Genomic DNA, 19,557 nt, shown 5'->3' with positions numbered 1-19,557 from the left:
CTTAAATGGTCTCTTAAGCAACTATTAAATAACTCTTAAATAGAAAAAATCTCAAAAAAAATATCTGCTGGTAAAAAAGAGATTGAGACAGAAACGGTTAGCTTCAAGCAATAAGCCGGGATTTACGGAAATTGCGCCACAAATTTTTGCTAAATTCCGGCTTATTGCCAAAGAAGTTGTTTCTATCTCACCGTTTATTCGGATTTAAGCGTACGAAAAGTCTGGGAATTTAGTTCTGTCCCAGATTCTTGATTATTGATAATAAGTCATATAAGAGTTGAAGGTTATATTAAAAAATAGCTGTTCTTATCTGTTCATATCGAAAAAATGGTGGGAATAAAACAGAGGCATTCAGAGCTCTAGTAGTGGTGAAATATAAGAAGATATAAAATGAATGAGATACAATAAGACATTCTTGTTAACCAGACTAGGTAAAATTACGGTATGAGTAAAGGTGATAAATTATCTGGTTGGCACAACAAAGATATCCGTGTAAAATATAAGTGTAAAAAGGTTTGATAGACATGCTCAAAAATACAGGGATGGGAGTTAAAAAGAAATGAAAAAATGGAATAAATTAATTTGTTGTAATTTAATATTAATGACAGTTATGTATACAGGGAGCCCAATCTTAACCTATGCGGTTGAAAAAAATACAACTGAGGAGACGTTAGCTACTGAATCATCAAATAGTGAGTTGCAGCAATCAAATCCCATAGAAGATCAAGGTCATGAAACAAAAGATAGTATAGAAGACGATTATACTAATTCAACAATGGAATCAATAGAAAGTTCAAATGATGCACAAAAAATGTATGTAGTTGCAGATTTGTCAGCTTTTATTGATAGGGAAGTAAAGGTTACTCCAGAATCTGAATCAAATGTGCAATTAGCTGAAGCCGAAAGCGGCGATGCTTACATTGATACAAAAGAGTCTACGGTTAATCAAAATGTCATTTTACATTTAACAGAAGATGGATGGTATACAATCCAAAATAGTATAACAAACAATTGTTTAACAGTATTAGATACCGATGATGCTGCAGCAAAATCTCTTTACTATACAGTAGCACAAGGTACAGATACTCAAAAGTGGCGTTTAGTTAGTGAAGAAAACGGAGCGTATCTCATACAATCAAAAAATAATCTGTTCTTGAAAATAGCGGATTCAAATAAATTACAAGTAACAAGTGAAGGGGCGGAACAACGATGGAAGCTGGAATTTCCTCCCGCTGATAGTCAAGTAAGTGAAGAAACAACTACTTCTACCACCGTTGAAGCAACTAGTGAAAGTAGTGAAAAAGTTGATAAATATGAAAGTGCTGCTGCTTCGGTTAATGTAGTAACAACAACTTCAGTAAGTGAGTCAAAAATAAAAATTACTATTGCTAATCTAGAAGGGACCAATGTTTCAAATGTAAAGTTTCCCACATGGAGCAACACAAATGGTCAAGACGATATTAAATGGTTGAATGGGACGCGTAATCCCGATGGATCGTGGTCAGTTATTGTAGATTCAGCTGATTTTAAAGATAGTGGACTTTTCCAAACGCATATCTATGTAACAGAAAATGGCCGTGATAAAGGTGTTGGTAAAACAAGTTATAGTTTAGAGGCACCGCCAGCGAATGTGATAACCACAACTTCAGTAAGTAAAACAAAAATGAAAGTTACTATCGCTAATTTGGAAAGTAAGAATGTTTCCAATGTAAAGTTCCCAACGTGGAGCAATACGAATGGTCAAGACGATATTAAATGGTTGAACGGAACCCGTAATTCCGATGGATCGTGGTCAGTTATTGTAGACTCAGCTGAGTTCAGACATAGCGGACTGTTCAACACGCATGTTTATATAACGGAAAATGGGCGCGATAAAGGTGTTGGTAAAACAAGTTATAGTTTAGAGGCACCGCCAGCGAATGTGATAACCACAACTTCAGTAAGTAAAACAAAAATGAAAGTTACTATCGCTAATTTGGAAAGTAAGAATGTTTCCAATGTGAAGTTCCCAACGTGGAGCAATACGAATGGTCAAGACGATATTAAATGGTTGAACGGAACCCGTAATTCCGATGGATCGTGGTCAGTTATTGTAGACTCAGCTGAGTTCAGGCATAGCGGACTGTTCAACACACATGTTTATATAACAGAAAATGGGCACGATAAAGGTGTTGGTAAAACAAGTTATAGTTTAGAGGCACCGCCAGCGAATGTGATAACAACAACTTCATTGAGCAAAACAAGAGTAAGGGTGACTATCGCAAACCCAAATGGAGGAAATGTTTCCAATGTGAAGTTCCCAACGTGGAGCAACACAAACGGTCAAGACGACATCAAATGGTTGAATGGAACCCGTAATTCCGATGGGTCGTGGTCAGTTGTTGTGGATTCATCTGATTTTAGAAATGGTGGAGTGTTCAATACACATGTCTATATAACGGAAAACGGTCGTGATAAAGGTGTTGGTAAAATAAGTTACAGTTTAGAATTACCATCAAATGTGATAACCAAAACCTCATTGAGTAAAACGAAAATGAGAGTGAGAATTTATAATCTTAGTGGTGGGAATATTTCCAATGTGAAGTTTCCAACGTGGAGCAATACGAACGGCCAAGACGATATTAAATGGTTAAATGGTACTCGTCATTCTGATGGATCATGGTCAGTCGTTGTGAACTCAGCTGATTTTAAACATGGCGGGCTTTTCCATACACACATTTATGCAACGGAAAATGGTCGTGATAAAGGTGTAGGCTCAACAAGCTATAATTTAGAACAAGATGAAGTTGCTATTCGTCTGTCCAAACCTCCATATTACTACTCTCAATTGGATGGGCGTTGGAGTAATCTTAATTACGGAATCGCTAATTTAGGAGCAGCTGGTTGTGTGCCTACGAGTATGGCAATGATTTTAAGAGGTCACTTTGGAGTCAATGTTTCTCCTATAGACACAGCCAATAGAATTTATAGTTACGGCGGGTTCAATCAAAAGTACTTTGGTGCTTCTGGAATTGATTTTGTAAAAGGGATGAATTCTTATGGTAGAACAGTCTTAACGGTTAATAGTTTGTCAGAACTAAATGATTATTTAGCTAAAGGTTACCCAGTAGTCATGTTTGTAAATGTTGGGATTGGGCATGCGATTGTTACACAAGGGTATTCTAATGGTAAAACAACCGTTTATGATCCATATGGCAAACAGTTTTATAATGGGGCTGTATCAACAAGCCATTTATGGAATACGCCTTCTAATGATTCGATTGACTGGTCGGCAGGTCGACCATACTTTGTTATTAAATGATGAAAGAGGTATGTATGAATAGTAAATTAATAGTAGTTGTTTCTATTTTCGTGCTAATCACCATTTCTGGTTGTACTAAAAATACAGAGACGAATACTGACAAAAGTCAAGAAACGAAAAGTAATGAAGTTATTATAGATAGCTCCACAATTGATAGCTCAGATATAGATGACATTAGAAAAGAAGAACCGTCAAATACGGTTTCACAACTCAGACGTAAGCTTTATGAAGCAGGTGTTAATTCTAGTCAGATAACAGATTCTATGCTTGAACAGTATGAAAAAGAAGCTGCTGAAAAAAATATTGATTTTGCTGAGTATGTGAGAGAAGAAGTAAACAAGTAAAAAGATGAGCAAATTCCTTATAACTAGGGATTTGCTCTTTTAGTTTATAATGGTAAGAGTAATGAGTTGAGGTTGTGACAAAAGTTTGGGAATTCATTTATATCCCAGAGCGATTTTCACTATTAATCAAGAAGAAATTTCTGAAAACCTACCGTTTTTGCTTAAGGTAAAAAAATTACGTGTTCATTTTTCGAATGCAAAATCTTTCTAAAAGGAGTATTCTCAGAGAAGCAATGATGAGTAGAACATTTAATTAGAAGACAGATATGCATAGAGAGGACGAGCTGTAATGATAAAAAACGAGAAAATAAAAAGAGAATACTATCAGGCTTTACTGGAACGTAAAACGGAATACGACGGTATCTTTTTTGCAGGAATTAATACAACTGGCGTTTTCTGTCATGCGACCTGTCCAGCCAGAAAGCCTAAATATGAGCATTGTCAATTTTATGAGACAGCTGAAGAAGCATTGCTATCGGGCTTTCGTCCTTGTAAAAGATGTCATCCATTGTCTTATCCTAGGACAATTCCAGAAATCGTTCAAAAAATGGTTGATTTAGTAGAAGAGCAGCCGGAAAAGCGTTGGATGGATAGAGACTTTACTGCCCTTGGTATTCATTCTGCTACTGCTCGAAGACAGTTTAAAAAAGTTTATGGGATGACGTTTGTTCAGTTTGCCCGGGCAAGAAGGATGGGGATTGCAATGAAAACAATTAAAAAAGGCGAAAAAATCATAGATACACAGCTGGATGCCGGTTATGACTCAGCAAGTGGTTTTCACGATGCGTTCACAAAAATCATGGGGCGTAAGCCTAATCAGTCTAAAGAAATCATTGTTCTTTATGCTGATTGGATTGATACTACTTTAGGACCAATGCTGAGCCTTGCGGACGATGACTATCTTTATTTACTGGAATTTGTTGACCGGAGAGGCTTGGAAAGAGAAATTGAGCGCTTAAGAAATCGGCTGAATGCGCAAATTATTCCCGGAAAGACTCAAATTTCCAAGCAAATAGCAGAGGAGCTACAGCAGTATTTTGACAAAAAGCTAAAAAGCTTCCAAACACCCTATAAACTGATTGGTTCAGAATTTCAAAAGAGTGTCTGGCAGCTGCTGCTACTGATTGAGCGAGGAGAAACAACCAGCTATCAAAAGCTGGCAGACCGCTTAGATAAACCCAAGGCCGTACGAGCAGTAGGAACTGCTAACGGCTGTAATCAGCTGGCAATTCTGATTCCTTGCCATCGAGTGATTCAAACTAGCGGAGGCTTAGGCGGTTATGCTGGTGGATTAGAACGGAAAAAGTGGCTGCTGAACCACGAGAAAAATTATGAACAGATGCTTTAGCTGGTGAAGGTGGTTAAAGGAAGTGTGACAAAAGTGCAATCCTTATTTCCGAAAGAGCCGCTTCTGGAAGAAGAGTTATCCGAATTTCAGGAATGAAAACGCATAATGTCATCCCTTTATATGATGATAAAGCAACAGCTAAGCAATGATAGGTTGGAAATGTCTACTATAAATGGAGTTAGATAGGTATTCATTCTTTGCTTCGTTAAAATCACGAATAAGAGCTGAAATAGAAGCAGGTCGTTCTGATTTGAGAATTTCTAAATGAAGACTTAATGTATGGTGTGGAACACAATCATAATCTTTTTCTTTTTTTTCCTTCCGTGATATACTTCTTTCGATTAAAGAAAGGGAGAGAATATATGATTTCAAAAAAATTAGCATTACTTGGTTTAGTAGGAGCAGCAACAATTGCTTTAGGAGCCTGTGGCGCTGACAACGATAAAAAAGACAGCTCAGCTTCATCATCTACAATGGAGATGAGTACAGCTGGCAGCAGCGAAACAGATGTAGTTTCAACAGCTTCAGTCAGTGATGATCCTGCAGTTCTTGAGGAAGCATTATCTAAAGACGGCAACTGGATTGTTGCGGCAACGAAAGATGTTGACTTCACAAAAGATGTAACTGTTTCAGGAGAGTTCCATGATAAAGGAGAAGACAGCGGCGATATTTACAGAAAGCTAGCGTTGTATTCTCAAGATGCAGACCGTAATGTCACTGCAGAATATACAATTACAGTGCCTACATTGACAGTTGAATCTGAAAACTTTAACATTGTTCACGGAACTGTAAAAGGTGATATCGTTGTTAAAGCAAATGGCTTTGTATTGAACGGTGCCAAGGTTGAAGGAAATGTTACATTTGAAAAACAAGAATTTCAAGATTCAGCGACGCTTGATGAAGATGGTGCGTCTGTAACAGGTGATGTTACAGTTAGCGAATAAGACCAGCTTAGCTGTTTTGCTGAATAGAAAAAAAGAAGCTTAGAGTGCTTTTGATAGATAGCACTCTAAGCTTCTTTTATATTGTAAAATAGATGAAATTTTTCCAATGATTTTTGACTTTAATTGTCTATCATAGTAATCTAATAAGGGCTTTGTTATGATTTTCACGAGAGGTTGAGAAAGGAGTTTATCCTGTGGGATATATAGAATTTCACGGTTTATCAAAGCGGTATCCGAAAAAGGAGCAATGGGCGCTGAAAGAGTTTCAGCTTTCTATGGAGCGTGGCGAGTTTTTGGCGATTGTCGGTCCAAGCGGTAGTGGAAAATCGACATTACTAAATGTTCTGACTGGATTTGAGGATGCAACAGCAGGCAGCTTCATTTTAGAGGGGGAAGATGTGACGAATCGTCCGCCAAAGAACCGGAATATTTCTTTGGTTTTTCAAGAGTATGCGTTATTCCCTCATATGACAGTGAAGGAAAATATCTCTTTTGGAATGAAAATTCGTAAAGAGGGAAAACAATATATAGAAGAAAAGGTAAAATGGGCAGCTGAAAAGCTGGAGCTGAAGGAATTGCTTCAAGAGAAACCGAAGCATCTTTCTGGAGGTCAGCGGCAGCGTGTAGCATTAGCCAGAGCTATTGTGCGGGAACCCAAATTATTCTTATTAGACGAACCATTATCAAATCTTGATGCGAAGCTGCGGGAGCAAACAGGTGCCTTGATTCGTCAGGTTCATGATCAGCTTGAAGCCACAACGATTTTTGTCACCCATGCCCAGGATGAAGCGATGTCTTTGGCCGACCGAATTGTGGTAGTTAAGGATGGAGCGATTCAGCAAATCGGTACGCCAAAAGAGATTTACGAGCGGCCTGACAATTTATTTGTGGCGCGTTTTATTGGCCGGCCGGAAATCAATTGTTTAGCCGGAGAGCTTCTGGCAGACGGTTCCTTACGAGTAGGGCAGCAGATTATCGGGCAGGGCTTTGATTATGTACCAGCTCAAAAGGTGACCGCCGCCATTCGAAGCGAGGATTTGGCAATTGTAGCCGCTGAAAAAGACAGCTTAAAGGGCTCTGTTCAGTCTATTCGTTATTTAGGCAGTGATTTGCTGGTATCTATTCTATGGGGAGAGGTTCCCTTGATAATCAGAACGGCACCAGACGCAGAGGTTACAGTTGGTCAGGAGATTTACTTTTTAATAAATCAAAGCAAAATACTTATTTTTAGCAATGAAGATAATCAAAAATTAAATGTATTATAGTATGGAGGAAAAAACATGAAAAAAATTGTTGCAGCAGTCAATGTGGTGGGATTAAGCTTGTTACTTGCAGCTTGCGGATCAGGTAGTACAAAGAAAGAAACACAGGATAATGGAAAAATCAGCGGCGAAATCACAGTGGTGACAAACCGGACAGATGCAGACGAGCTGTACGAAAAAATGGAAGCAGCCTTTAAGAAAAAATATCCGGAAGTAACAGACATTAAATGGGAATCATCAGGAACTGATTACGACCAGTATATTATGACTCGGATGAATACGAAAGATTACGGTGATGTTGTGTTTATTCCTTTTTCAATGGCAGGAACGCCGGAAGAATATGAAAAATATTTTGAGCCGCTTGGTAAAGTAGAAGAAATGGAAAAAGACTACATTGATGTTACAGAAGCCGATTTTGAAGATACGGCTTATGGTTTACCTACAGTGCTAAACTCATTAGGACTGGTTTATAATCAAGAGGTTTTTGATAAGGCAGGTATTAAAGAACTGCCGACATCAACAGAAGAGTTAGTAGAAGCTGCTGAAACGATTAAAGAAAAAACAGGAGCAGTTCCTTTCTATACAAATTATCAGCGTTTAGCTGTTTGGGCGGGGGCGTTATCTTCTTATGGAGGGGAAGAATTTAAAGCAGCGGTACTAGAAGAAGGAACCGCGTTTGCAGAGGGACAGCCAATTCGTGAAGTGATGGATTTAATTTATGATTTAGCATCTAAAGGTCTCATCGAGTCAGATCCGATTACTTTGGAAGGTCAACAAGCACAACAGCAGCTGGCTGATGGGAAAATCGCGATGCTGATGAGTGGTTCTCAAGATGTAGCTCCAATTCAAGCACTGACTAAAACAGAAGACACTATCAAGATTATGCCGTTTCCTGTGTTATTAGAGGGCAAAACCAGCCTGGCATTGGGCGCGCCTTCTGTAGTAGGAATCAATAAAAATTCAGAAAACAAAGCCGCAGCAAAAGCATTTATGGAATTTTTCATTTCACCTGAGAGCGGGTTTGCTGAAGACATGGGCGGTATGACACCAGTCAAAGCAGCGTTGAATGAGGAAGAAAAGCAATTGGTTGATGAAAATAATGTCATTTTAACAGCGCCTGCAGCTTCTGCAAAAGTAGAGACAACCTATACAGCGATTGCTAATGAAGCCGGTATTGCCCGGCTGACAGATGCCTTGCAAAAAGTAGTAAATATTGGGCTATATCCTGATCAGAATGAAAGCTACGAAGAGTACGTAAAGACCTTAGAAGAAAAATGGGAAGCAGCAGCTAAAAACCATGAATAAAAGACTGACCAAGGAGGAGAAGAGAATTATTTTTCTCTTTCTCCTTTTACCTGTTTGTCTGATGATTATTTTTGGTCTTTTGCCTGTTTTCATGCTGATTTATAACAGCTTTACTGATTGGGATGGTCTTTCTAGTGAAAAGAATTTTATAGGCTTTACAAATTACCTCACGATTTTTAAAAACCCAATATACTTCGCAGCATTTAAAAATAATCTTTATTATTTAGGCTCAGGCCTGCTGCAGATTGTTTTAGCGCTGTTGCTGGCAGTGCTTCTTTCGACGAAAACAAGAGGAAAAACGGTGTTTAAAGCATTTTTTGTTTTTCCAATTCTAATCAGCGGTGTTGCAGTATCCATGATTTTTCGTCTTTTTTTTGAGCCAGACGGCTCATTTGATCAGTTGCTGAATTTTCTACATCTGAACGGTACGATTCGTTACTGGCTAGGTGATCCAAGAATTGTAAATCTCACGTTGGCATTTATCTCATTATGGCGGCACTTGGGAACTAGTTTCTTACTTTATTTTGCTGCGGTCCAGAGTATACCGGAGGTCTATTATCGAGCCGCAGAGCTGGAAGGTGCTTCATTTTGGCAGCAGCTGCGCTGGATTATTCTCCCGAATATTCGAACAGTTTTGAAGCTTAACTTTGTTTTGTTGACTATTGGAGCTGTTTCTGCCTTTGAAATTCCACTGGTGATGACAAATGGTTCAAATGGCACAATGACATTTTTACTACAGACGATGAAAACAGCCTTTGATCAAAAACTGGTTGGTCTAGGCTCAGCCATGGCGGTGTTAATGACGCTGCTTATCATTGCGTTGAGTCTAGTTCAACAGAAATTCCAACAGGAGGAAACGACATGAAGCAGTTGACAGGAACTATTTTCAAATACTTCTTTTTGCTTGCCTGGCTGTTTATCTGTCTGTACCCATTGTTGACGGTTCTTTTTGGCTCATTTAAAAGCTATGAAGAGTTTAATGCCAGCTCAGGTCTTGCTCTTCCCGAGAGTTTAAACCTTGCCAACTATCAGCAGGCGTTCCAGCAGGGAAAGATTTTGACGGGGTTTGTGAATACTTTTATTCTGGTATTCTGTGGAGTAGTCGGTAGTGTGCTGATTGGGTCGATGACTGCCTATATCTTAAACCGTTTTGATTTTCCTTTTAAAAAGCTGCTTATCGGAGGCTATTTCTTATTATCAATGGTTCCCATGGTGGTGTCGCAAATCTCTACTTTTCGGATTATTGTTGCTTTGGGCTGGTACGACCGGTTGATTGCTCCAGTGATTATTTATCTGGGAGCAGATGTTGTAATGATTTTTATTTATCTACAAATGTATGAGAAGATACCAAGAGAATTGGATAAAGCAGCGCTTTTAGAGGGAGCCAGCTATTTTCAGGTTTATTGGAAAGTACTTTTTCCACTATTGTCTCCAGCTACAGCCACAGTCAGCATGCTAAAGATGATTAGTATCTACAACGACTTCTATTTGCCTTTTCTCTATTTACCGGGAGAAAAACATGGAACAGTAGCCACTGCCCTGTATCGGTTTATTGGACCGAATCAAACAAACTGGCAGGTGATTTGTGCCCTTCTAGTGATTAGTGTTCTGCCCATGCTGCTTTTCTATCTGGTGCTGCAAAAGTATATTTATAATGGTTTGGCCGGAGGTGTAAAGGGATGATAAAAGAGGCAGTCATTTATTTATGGGGCTTTGCCAAACGAAGCTATACAGTGATGGAAATTCGCACGGGCTTTGCAACTGGGCTGCCGGTACTTAGCGGCGGTTTGTTTGGGGCTTGCCTGTCAGGTGAGCTAAAGATTGTTGAGCTGGTTTTATTTACGATTGCTGGTTTTTGTTTTAATATCATCGCAAATACAGCGAATGAAATCCGTGCCTACATAGCCAATGAAGAAAATGAAGAAACCTTTACGGGGCATGCAGGCAGCGAGGGCTTGGTTAGAGGTGATGCCAAATTTATTGATGCAGTGTTAGTTTTATTACTGATGCTGGGATTAGGCGGGGGTAGTGGACTTTTGCTGGTCTGGCTGACTAAAAGTGTGGGTCTGTTTGTCTGGGGCGTGCTCTCTGTCCTTGCGGCGTTTACCTATTCATTGGGACCCAAGCCATATTTGTTGTTTCCTGTAACAGAGCTGGTTTCCGGCTTTTTCGTTGGAGGTTTAAGCTGTTATCTGTCCGCATATATTCAAGCTGGGGGAAATAGCTGGTCAATTTTGTGGTATAGCTTGATTTCTATGATTTTTACTATTTTTCTGATGTCCACAAATAATATTGGGGATTATAAAAAGGATATGGGTGTTCGTCGGACACTTCCTCATGTCATTGGTTTTCGCCGGGCAATTCTATTGTTGATTCCTGAAGCAGGAATCATGGTCGCTGCCTGGACAGCTCTTTTGTTTATTGGCGCGATTCCGTGGTGGCAGTACCTGGTTGGCTGGCTGATTTTTTATCGGCAGGGATATGTGAACTGGTATAAAGACTATTATCATATTCAGGAGGTTTATCCGGAAATGGGGAGAGAATACGGTCCTCGTCCATTGCTGTTAATCTATCATTTTCACGGCTGGATGAGCCTTATCTTTTTGATTCAGCTATTGGGAGGCGGAAACATATGACAAAAATTCGTTTGTATCAAAATAAAACCAATCCGCTGGTATTACCGATTATTCTAGCAGATAGGCTAGGATATTTTGATAGGTATCAGACAGTAGTGGATTTGGAATTAGCAGAAAGCTTTCAGTTTCATTCAAACAAGAGCTTTGTAGACAATGAAGTTGATGGAGTGATGGGAGATTTGACTTTTTTCTTTGACTATTTAAAGCAAGGGAAAGAAGCAGTGGTTACTTCTACTTTAACACGCACTATTCAATTGATTGGCTATCCTGAAGCTTTGAAAAAAAGGGGACTGCGTGTTGGGGCCGCCAGAAAAGGGCTGTTTCCATTTTTTATGGACTATGACTTAAAAGAGATGCTTGAAGATCCTGAAATCGTTTGGATTGATAATACTTATGAACGGATAAACGCATTGGAGAATAAAGAGATTGATGCGCTGGTTGCTATTGAGCCTTTCATTACACAAATCAGAAAGCTTTTGCCAACTGCTGTTTTTTGGGATTCTGCTGCCAGTGATAAAACAATGGTTATGTGGTGTTTTGACAAGGCGTTTTATCAAAAAAATCCGCTGCTGGTAAAAAATTTTCATTTAGCATTGGAGGCAGCAGCTGCTGATTTTAATCAGCTTTCACCAGATGAAAAAATTGGGCAGTGTCTAGAAGTTGCCGACTATAGCCAAGAGGCAGCAGAAGAGATGGTTCATTTCATGTTTGAACCGCAGAAAAATTATTCTGTCCGAGATTTTGAACTGTTGGCTAATTGGCTGGCAGAGGACGGTCAGCTAGCTGAATCATTGAAAGGTCAGGACTACATTGCACAGATTTATACTGAGTGAAAAGAAAAGGAGACAAAAACAGATTTCTGTCTTGTCTCCTTTTTTCTAATTATCTTAATACATCCAGCACTTCTTCATAAGCTTCAACTTGGGCATATAGGCGCTGAATCTGCAGCTCATTTTCAATGTAGTTGATTGAGTTTCCAAGGTGCTCCTGACGACGGTCTTCCAAGCGTTCTACTTCTTTTTTTGCTTCATTCGCTAGTTTTGTAACTTTTTCAATTGATTCTGACATGATTCATTCCTCCAAACGTTCACTTCTGTATAAATCTTTTAAAAGATCTGAGAAATCCTGCTGCTTTCTTTTAAAGGCTTTATATAAGTTAAGCCTACTCCTATCGGAGAATAGATACAAAAATTTGGCTTTCATTTTTCAGAAAAAGGTTAATATTTTGAAAGTTAATTTAGCAGTGCCAGTCCAATTGAGAGATAGGAAGCAAAGCAGATCCAGAGAAAATAGGGAATAAACAGGCGTGCAGCCCAAATTTGTACACGATAGAAAAGTACAATAGACAGCAGAATCAGACCTGCTAAAGCCAAACAAAGAATGGCTCCTATCCACATGTATTCTCCACCAAAGAAAATCAGACTCCAAATAAAGTTGACAATTAGCTGTATGACAAACAAAAGGATGGCTTGCTGCTTATTTTTTTGGCGGGCATCCGCTGTAATGAGTAGATATAAGCTCACACCAATTAAAAAATAAAGAACAATCCAAATGATTCCTACCCAACTACCCGGTGGCGAAAAAGGTGGTTTTGTCATGGCAGCATATTGTCCGCGAATATCGCCTGCCAATAAGCCGGATAGGCTGCCGACGAGTTCCACACCGATAATACAAGCTATCAATAAGCTGATTTGCTTTCCAGTTACTTTCATAAATAGTCTCTCCCTTCTATTTTAGTGTACATAATTATCAGGAATTTATCGAAAATATGGCTTGAAAATTAGCTGAACAGCGTAAAAACAGTCTGGCTAAAGTGAGAAGTTCACTAGCTTAGCCAGACTGTTTCTATGTTAGGCTGCCACTGGGTTATTAGGAAGCAGTGGTCTATTTTTTTGTTACTCTGTTGTAAAGCGATACGTTGTCCGGTGCTCAGGTAGCGAATCCGATGTATAGTCAATAGAGCCCCATTGTGGATGATGCACAAGATCAGGGATTTCCTGTGTTTCCAAGGCAATGCCATAATTGCTGTGCATTGGTCTTCCGTTTACTATGAAAGACGCATTAAAATCTGTTGTTGAGAAGACAACGACACTTTGTCGACTAGTAGTTATTTCCATACGCCTCCCGCTGACAGGGTCGGATAGAAGGAGCTGAGCTGGGACTGTGTCCAGGATGAATACGTCGTCTAGACCTTGAGAAACCTCCTTCAAGAAATGACTGAGTGGTTTAGACGTTGTGAAATCAAAGGGCGTACCCTGAACGTTTTGCAGCTCTCCAGTAGGCAGTTTATCATTATCCGTTACTACGCGCTGTTTTGCTTGGATTTGCAGCAGCTGCGCATCAATGTCCCGCTTTCCGTTGCCTGAAAGATTGAAATAAGCGTGATTTGTAGGGTTAATCAAGGTATGAGCAGCTGTCTGATAAGTCATTTTCATAAGCAGTGTGTCTTTGGTTAATTCATACGTGGCAGCAACTGTGATGGGTCCGGGATAGCCGGAAAGATTGTCTGTCAGAGAAAAGCGAACGCCAACCCGGTCAATTTCCTGAAAGGTTTGATAGTCCCAATATTGAAAAGACCAGCCCTGAGAGCCGCCGTGGATATGGTGTTTTCCTTCGTTTTGTTCCAGCTGAACAGCCCCCCATTTACCTTCCCTCGTTCTACCAGCCACAGGTCCGACAACAGCACCAAAGAATGCCTGATCCTTTAAAACATCAAGAGGCTCATCGTGAGAGAGAAGAATATTCTCAGAAGCTCCAGAACGATCCGGCGCAAAAAGCTGATAAAGGCGTGCACCTAAGTTCAAAAAACTAACCTTTAACTTTTCGTTTTCTAAGACAATCAAATCCAGCGAATCATAATAGTTTTTATGAATGTGTGTTTTCATTTTTGTGCTCCCAGACATTTTTCAGATAAGCATAGGTTAATTCAGCAGTAGAAGGAAGCAGAGGGATGTCGCTGCCTAGGTCCTCAGCTTTACCGATACCTACAGGGAGTGCACCGCTGGCTTTGATTGCCGTAATTCCCGCCTGAGAATCTTCAATACCTATACAGGCGTTTACAGGCACATTTAACTGCTCAGCCGCTGCTGCAAAAATATCTGGTGCCGGCTTTCCGGCAGCGACAGATCCAGGGTCAACAATCGTATCAAAGTATGAAGACAGGGACATCTTGTCCAGCAGAACTGGTCCGTTTTTACTGGCAGAAGCTAGTGCTGTTTTAACACCTGCTTTTTTTAGGTCCTGCAACAATTTTAAGATACCCGGATAGATATTTTCCGGTGAAATCTGCTGAATCATTTCAACGTAATTATCATTTTTTCTTTTAGCAAATGCGGCAAACTCTTCTGGAGAGTAAACGTCCGTCTGTCCGCCATAGGCCAGAATTAAGTTTAGAGAATCTTCACGGCTCACGCCTTTCAGCTGCTCATTGAAGCCTCTGTCGATGGAAATTCCCAGCTCCTCACCCAACTTTTTCCAAGCAAGATAGTGGTATTCTGCAGTGTCAGTGATTACTCCGTCTAAATCAAATAGTACGCCTTGAAACATTTGTTTCTCCTCCTTAAAATATCTGATTGAGCTGCTTTTCTGTTGTTTTTTGAATTGCTGTGATGATTTCATTTTCCAATGTATATTTTTTCCCATAGATATTGAGAGACAGTACCTCTCCCTTCAGTAGGGTAATTGTAATGGTCTCTTGGACCTGAATGTTTAATAAACGTCCGCGATAGCTAATATGGAAGCTGTAGCTTGTCCAGTTTTTTGGTAAGAACGGGGCGAAACTTAATTGTTCTCCGGCCGTTTTCATTTGAGCGAAGCCTTGAACAATAGCAAGCCAGCTACCCGTCATTGACGTAATGTGAAGACCGTCATCGGTATCATTGTTGTAGTTGTCTAAATCCAGACGGGCTGTTCGCTGATACATTTCCACTGCCTTCTCTTCCATTCCTAGTTCAGCTGCTAATACAGCATGGATACTTGGGGAAAGGGAAGACTCATGAACCGTCATCGGTTCGTAAAAGTCAAAGTTCTTTTTCTTTTCTTCTAGGCTAAAGTCTTCACCGAAAAAGTAGATGCCCTGTAAAACATCCGCCTGTTTGATGAAGCAGGAGCGCAGAATCTTATCCCATGACCAGTTCTGATTCAGCGGCAGTTCTTCGGCAGCTAATTCAGCAACGGGTTTCAGTTCTTTGTCGAGAAAAGTATCATGCTGAACAAAAATACCTTGTTCTTCATCAAATGGATAATACATATTTTCGATAATATCCTGCCAAAGCTTCTGTTCGTCCCTGGTTAATTTGATTAAAGCTTGTTGCTCATGCGTTTGATAGCTTTCCAGCGTATATTTCAATACCCAGGCAGCGATTGTATTGGTGTACCAGTTATTGTTGACATTATTTTCATACTCGTTAGGTCCAGTTACTCCATGAATCATGTATTTTCCTGCTTTTTTTGAATAATGAACCCGATCAGCCCAAAAGCGGGCAACTTCAGTTAGAACCTCCAGCCCTTTTCCAGCCAGATAAGAAGTATCGCCAGTGTAGTTTGTGTAGTTATAGATTGCATAGGGGATGGCGCCGTTTCTATGGATTTCTTCAAAGGTAATCTCCCACTCGTTATGACATTCTACACCGGTAAAGGTAACCATTGGATACAAAGCTCCCGCCAGTCCCTGTTGCTGGGCATTGTGTTTTGCCTGCGGCAGCTGATTATGCCGGTAGGTCAACAGATTTTCCGTAACTTTAGGGTCTGCCAGTGCTAGATAAAGCGGGACAGCATAGGCTTCAGTATCCCAGTAGGTTGCACCACCGTACTTCTCACCAGTAAAACCTTTAGGTCCGATATTTAGCCGCGGATCTTCGCCGTAATAGGTAGAAAATAGCTGAAAGAGGTTAAAGCGGATGCCCTGCTGTGCTTCGTCATCTCCTTCGATGACTACGTCAGCCAGTGCCCAGCGTTTAGCCCAAGCTGCTGCCTGAGCGGCTTTTGCTTCTTCAAAGCTCTGGGTATTCAATTCGTCCAAAAGCGCCAAGCCTTTGGCAACTTGCTGGTCTTCTTCAATATCTCGGCTTGTCAAAACGACGGCCTGCTTAGTTAATGCAGCTTTATCCCCAGTTTGCAGCTTGAAATCAAACTGTTCTGATACACACAATTCTGTCACAATTTTTTGCTTTTGACTTATTGGAAATGGCGTGTTTGTCATCAAGCTAGTTACGACAAAGCGTTCAATTCCAAATGCATTATCAGCTGTACGAACAGTCAGATAGTTTTCAGCCTTTGTTTCAGAACTAATTGCTCTTTGCTCCCAAAACATTTCTTCGTAGTTGCTGTCTTCATTGTGTACATTATTATCGAGGCGTGAGACAACCCGCAGTGTTCCGGCGCCATTCAGAACTTCCGCAGTCATCTTTATCAAAGCGGCTTCTTTTATTGTTAGACTCAGAAATCGTTCAAACTGGAAGCGGACAGTCATCTTGTCAACTGTAACGGTGAAGCTTCTTGTGACGACACCGTTTTTCATATCCAGCTCCAGATAGAAATCAGAGGGAGCAATTAGGGCTAGATCGACTGGGGTATCATTGATAAATAAGCTGAATGCAGAAAAATTGATTGCATTAATGACTTTACCAAAATATTCAGGGTAGCCATTTTTCCACCAGCCAACGCGTGTTTTATCTGGATACCATATACCAGCAAGATATGTTCCTTGATGGTGGTCTCCGGAATAGTCTTCTTCAAAATTACCTCTCATTCCCATATAACCGTTGCCAATACTAGTTAGAGATTCCTGTAATCTCATATTCTCTCTATTTAAATCAGTAGTAGTCAGTTTCCATGGATCAATGGTGAATAGTCTTTTTAGCTGCTTCATGGGTTTCACTCCTTATGGTAGATATCTCTTTGTATGCTATCAGAATAAACGCAATCGATTGCGTTGTCAACTGGAAAATTAATTTTTAAAATAGAAATGCTTGTAAAGTCTATTTACAATAGATATAGATAAAAATAATATTTTGGGTTTACATTTCATAAAAGAGGTTATATAATAAGTTCACGAAATCGATTGCGTTAATTGGAAACATAATTAGTTAAGTTAGTAAGAAGGAGTGAAAACAATGAAGAAATTTATCAACTTTGAATTTTTACAGAAATTTGGAAAGGCTTTAATGGTTGTTGTGGCAGTAATGCCAGCAGCCGGACTAATGATTAGTTTGGGGAAATCCTTGCCGCTAATCAATGCTGATTTAGGATTTTTAGTAACAACAGGTGGTGTGATTGAAAATATTGGTTGGGCTATTATTGGAAATTTACATCTTTTATTCGCACTTGCCATTGGCGGAAGCTGGGCGAAAGAGAAGGCCGGCGGAGCATTTGCCGCAGGAATTTCCTTTGTATTGATTAACCGTATTACAGGTTCAATCTTTGGTGTAACGTCTGACATGCTGAATAATGAAGAAGCATTCACCCATACGCTTTTCGGCACTAAGATTATGGTTAAAGGATTTTTTACTAGTGTATTAGAAGCGCCAGCGTTAAATATGGGTGTATTCGTCGGAATTATTGCCGGCTTTGTAGGAGCAGCTGCATTTAATAAGTACTATAATTACCGGAAGCTGCCGGATGCCCTGTCTTTCTTTAATGGCAAGCGGTTCGTTCCTTTTGTAGTTATCGCCTGGTCTGTTTTGGTATCTCTAGGTTTAGCTGTTGTCTGGCCTTACATCCAAGCCGGCATCAACAACTTTGGTTTGTGGATTGCTCAATCGCAGGAAACAGCACCGGTTCTGGCACCATTCTTATATGGTACACTGGAACGTCTGCTTTTACCGTTCGGGCTTCATCACATGCTAACAATCCCCATCAACTACACGCAATTAGGAGGAACCTACGAAATTCTTTCCGGCGCACAGGCTGGTACACAGGTTTTCGGACAAGACCCGTTGTGGCTGGCATGGGCGACCGATTTGGTCAACTTAAAGGATGCTGGTGATACAAGTCAATATGCGTATGTACTAAGCAACTGGACACCGGCCCGATTCAAAGTAGGACAAATGATTGGTTCATCTGGTATTTTGATGGGGATGGCACTGGCAATGTATCGCAATGTCGATGTTGACAAGCGGCACAAATATAAATCAATGTATGTATCTGCTGCTTTAGCTGTTTTTCTAACAGGGGTGACTGAGCCGCTGGAATTCATGTTTATGTTTGCAGCTGTTCCTTTATATGTTGTTTACTCTGTGATTCAAGGGATGGCCTTTGCACTGGCAGATATCATTTCTTTACGTGTCCATTCTTTTGGAAATATTGAACTGCTGACACGGACACCATTAGCAATCAAAGCAGGATTAGGTATGGATTTGATTAACTTTGTCATCGCTACCATTCTGTTTGCAGTCTTTACTTATTTTCTTGCCAGCTTCCTAATTAAGAAATTCAACTTCGCTACTCCCGGACGTAACGGCAACTATGAAGATGGCGGAGATGGTGAAGGAACAGTTGGAAGCAATGCCGTGAGTGCAGACCAGCAGGTGATTGATATTATTAATCTTTTAGGCGGTAGAGAAAATATTTCTGATGTAGATGCCTGTATGACCCGCCTGCGTGTCACTGTTAAAGACACAAAAAAAGTCGGCAGTGAACAGGCTTGGAAGAAAGCAGGAGCAATGGGCTTAATTCATAAAGATAATGGTGTACAGGCTGTATATGGTCCAAAAGCTGATGTGTTGAAATCGGATATTCAGGATTTGTTAGAATCTGGAGCAGAAATTCCTTCATCAAATTTTGAAAAAAATGAAGGAAAGAACGCTGAAAAAATGACTGAGCACTCTGGTATGGTTCAGGAGTTAACGGCGGTCGCAGCTGGCGAGGTTATTTCCATTGAAGAAGTAGCAGATGAAGTATTTTCCAAAAAAATGATGGGAGAAGGCTTTGCTGTTGATCCGGAATCAGGAACCATATATGCGCCTGTTGCAGGTAAAATAGTCAGCGTCTTCCCTACGAAGCATGCCATTGGTATCGAAACAAAAGACGGTCTGGAAGTACTGGTGCACATGGGATTGGACACTGTGGAGATGAAAGAGTCTGCATTCACAATCATGGTAGAGGCTGGTCAGCAAATCAAAGCTGGCGATATTTTGGCAAAAGCCGATTTGGATAAGATTCGGGCAGAAGGTAAAGGAACAACAATCGTTGTCGTCTTTACAAACAGTGATAAAATCGCTGCTTTAGAATTAACGAAAAAAGGAAAACAGGCTGGAAAAACAATTATCGGTTCTGTTACATTATAAATAGCAGCGTAATTGATTAAGGCTGTCAAAAGGATCGAAGCATTGAAAAATTAAGAAAATGCTTCGGTCCCTTTTTGTAAAATCAGTTTCATGATTAATAACAGGAGCAGCAAACGGATAGTTGAAGAAGAA

The 19,557-nt window shown here is 40.2% G+C and carries 16 protein-coding genes; 11 read left to right on the top strand and 5 right to left on the bottom strand.

The features are described from left to right. The first annotated feature begins 559 nt into the window (after positions 1–559). The 10 genes from ACYSNQ_RS00500 to ACYSNQ_RS00455 all read left to right on the top strand — a co-directional run bounded on the left by ACYSNQ_RS00500 (position 560) and on the right by ACYSNQ_RS00455 (position 11,973). Positions 560–3,301 (top strand): GBS Bsp-like repeat-containing protein, encoded by a 2,742-nt coding sequence (locus ACYSNQ_RS00500; RefSeq protein WP_426080807.1) that lies wholly within the window; start codon positions 560–562, stop codon positions 3,299–3,301. Positions 3,302–3,315: 14 nt separating this feature from the next. After that, the gene (locus ACYSNQ_RS00495; protein WP_426080806.1) at positions 3,316–3,645 is read left to right on the top strand and encodes a hypothetical protein; all 330 of its coding nucleotides are present in this window, start codon (positions 3,316–3,318) and stop codon (positions 3,643–3,645) included. A 289-nt stretch (positions 3,646–3,934) separates the two neighbouring features. Continuing rightward, positions 3,935–4,993 (top strand): bifunctional transcriptional activator/DNA repair enzyme AdaA, encoded by a 1,059-nt coding sequence (locus ACYSNQ_RS00490; RefSeq protein ID WP_426080805.1) that lies wholly within the window; start codon positions 3,935–3,937, stop codon positions 4,991–4,993. A gap of 362 nt (positions 4,994–5,355) precedes the next feature. Continuing rightward, entirely contained in the window at positions 5,356–5,937 is a 582-nt protein-coding gene (locus ACYSNQ_RS00485; RefSeq protein ID WP_426080804.1) for a bactofilin family protein, read from the top strand. Positions 5,938–6,131: 194 nt separating this feature from the next. Beyond that, on the top strand, positions 6,132–7,202 hold the full coding sequence (locus ACYSNQ_RS00480; protein WP_426080803.1) for an ABC transporter ATP-binding protein: 1,071 nt from the start codon (positions 6,132–6,134) through the stop codon (positions 7,200–7,202). A gap of 15 nt (positions 7,203–7,217) precedes the next feature. Beyond that, on the top strand, positions 7,218–8,504 hold the full coding sequence (locus tag ACYSNQ_RS00475; RefSeq protein WP_426080802.1) for an ABC transporter substrate-binding protein: 1,287 nt from the start codon (positions 7,218–7,220) through the stop codon (positions 8,502–8,504). After that, entirely contained in the window at positions 8,497–9,369 is an 873-nt protein-coding gene (locus tag ACYSNQ_RS00470; protein WP_426080801.1) for a carbohydrate ABC transporter permease, read from the top strand. Before ACYSNQ_RS00475 ends, ACYSNQ_RS00470 begins: the two co-directional genes overlap by 8 nt. Beyond that, positions 9,366–10,187, top strand: coding sequence for a carbohydrate ABC transporter permease (locus tag ACYSNQ_RS00465; protein ID WP_426080800.1), 822 nt, complete (start codon positions 9,366–9,368; stop codon positions 10,185–10,187). Before ACYSNQ_RS00470 ends, ACYSNQ_RS00465 begins: the two co-directional genes overlap by 4 nt. Then, positions 10,184–11,140, top strand: a complete 957-nt coding sequence (locus tag ACYSNQ_RS00460) for a prenyltransferase (protein ID WP_426080799.1) — start codon at positions 10,184–10,186, stop codon at positions 11,138–11,140. Before ACYSNQ_RS00465 ends, ACYSNQ_RS00460 begins: the two co-directional genes overlap by 4 nt. Further along, positions 11,137–11,973 (top strand): substrate-binding domain-containing protein, encoded by an 837-nt coding sequence (locus ACYSNQ_RS00455; RefSeq protein WP_426080798.1) that lies wholly within the window; start codon positions 11,137–11,139, stop codon positions 11,971–11,973. The genes ACYSNQ_RS00460 and ACYSNQ_RS00455 overlap by 4 nt, the downstream gene beginning before the upstream one ends. A gap of 49 nt (positions 11,974–12,022) precedes the next feature. Here ACYSNQ_RS00455 and ACYSNQ_RS00450 read toward each other — a convergent pair whose 3' ends face one another. The 5 genes from ACYSNQ_RS00450 to ACYSNQ_RS00430 form a co-directional block, all read right to left on the bottom strand. Further along, the gene (locus tag ACYSNQ_RS00450; protein ID WP_426080797.1) at positions 12,023–12,208 is read right to left on the bottom strand and encodes a hypothetical protein; all 186 of its coding nucleotides are present in this window, start codon (positions 12,206–12,208) and stop codon (positions 12,023–12,025) included. A gap of 164 nt (positions 12,209–12,372) precedes the next feature. Beyond that, entirely contained in the window at positions 12,373–12,852 is a 480-nt protein-coding gene (locus ACYSNQ_RS00445) for a TspO/MBR family protein (RefSeq protein ID WP_426080795.1), read from the bottom strand. A 183-nt stretch (positions 12,853–13,035) separates the two neighbouring features. Then, entirely contained in the window at positions 13,036–14,025 is a 990-nt protein-coding gene (locus tag ACYSNQ_RS00440; protein WP_426080794.1) for an aldose epimerase family protein, read from the bottom strand. Beyond that, the gene (gene pgmB / locus ACYSNQ_RS00435) at positions 14,006–14,686 is read right to left on the bottom strand and encodes a beta-phosphoglucomutase (RefSeq protein ID WP_426080793.1); all 681 of its coding nucleotides are present in this window, start codon (positions 14,684–14,686) and stop codon (positions 14,006–14,008) included. Before pgmB ends, ACYSNQ_RS00440 begins: the two co-directional genes overlap by 20 nt. A 13-nt stretch (positions 14,687–14,699) precedes the next feature. Next, a complete protein-coding gene (locus ACYSNQ_RS00430) occupies positions 14,700–17,009 on the bottom strand; it encodes a glycoside hydrolase family 65 protein (RefSeq protein ID WP_426080792.1) in 2,310 nt (769 codons plus the stop codon). A 244-nt stretch (positions 17,010–17,253) separates the two neighbouring features. Between ACYSNQ_RS00430 and ACYSNQ_RS00425 the strand changes: the two genes are divergently transcribed. Further along, positions 17,254–19,425: a PTS transporter subunit IIBC gene (locus ACYSNQ_RS00425; RefSeq protein ID WP_426080791.1), complete on the top strand. Its 2,172-nt coding sequence runs from the start codon at positions 17,254–17,256 to the stop codon at positions 19,423–19,425. Positions 19,426–19,557: the final 132 nt, after the last annotated feature.

Source organism: Enterococcus sp. LJL51 (genome assembly GCF_054871795.1).
Note: the sequence above shows the minus strand (reverse complement) of the source record. Positions and strands in the feature narration are given on the sequence as shown.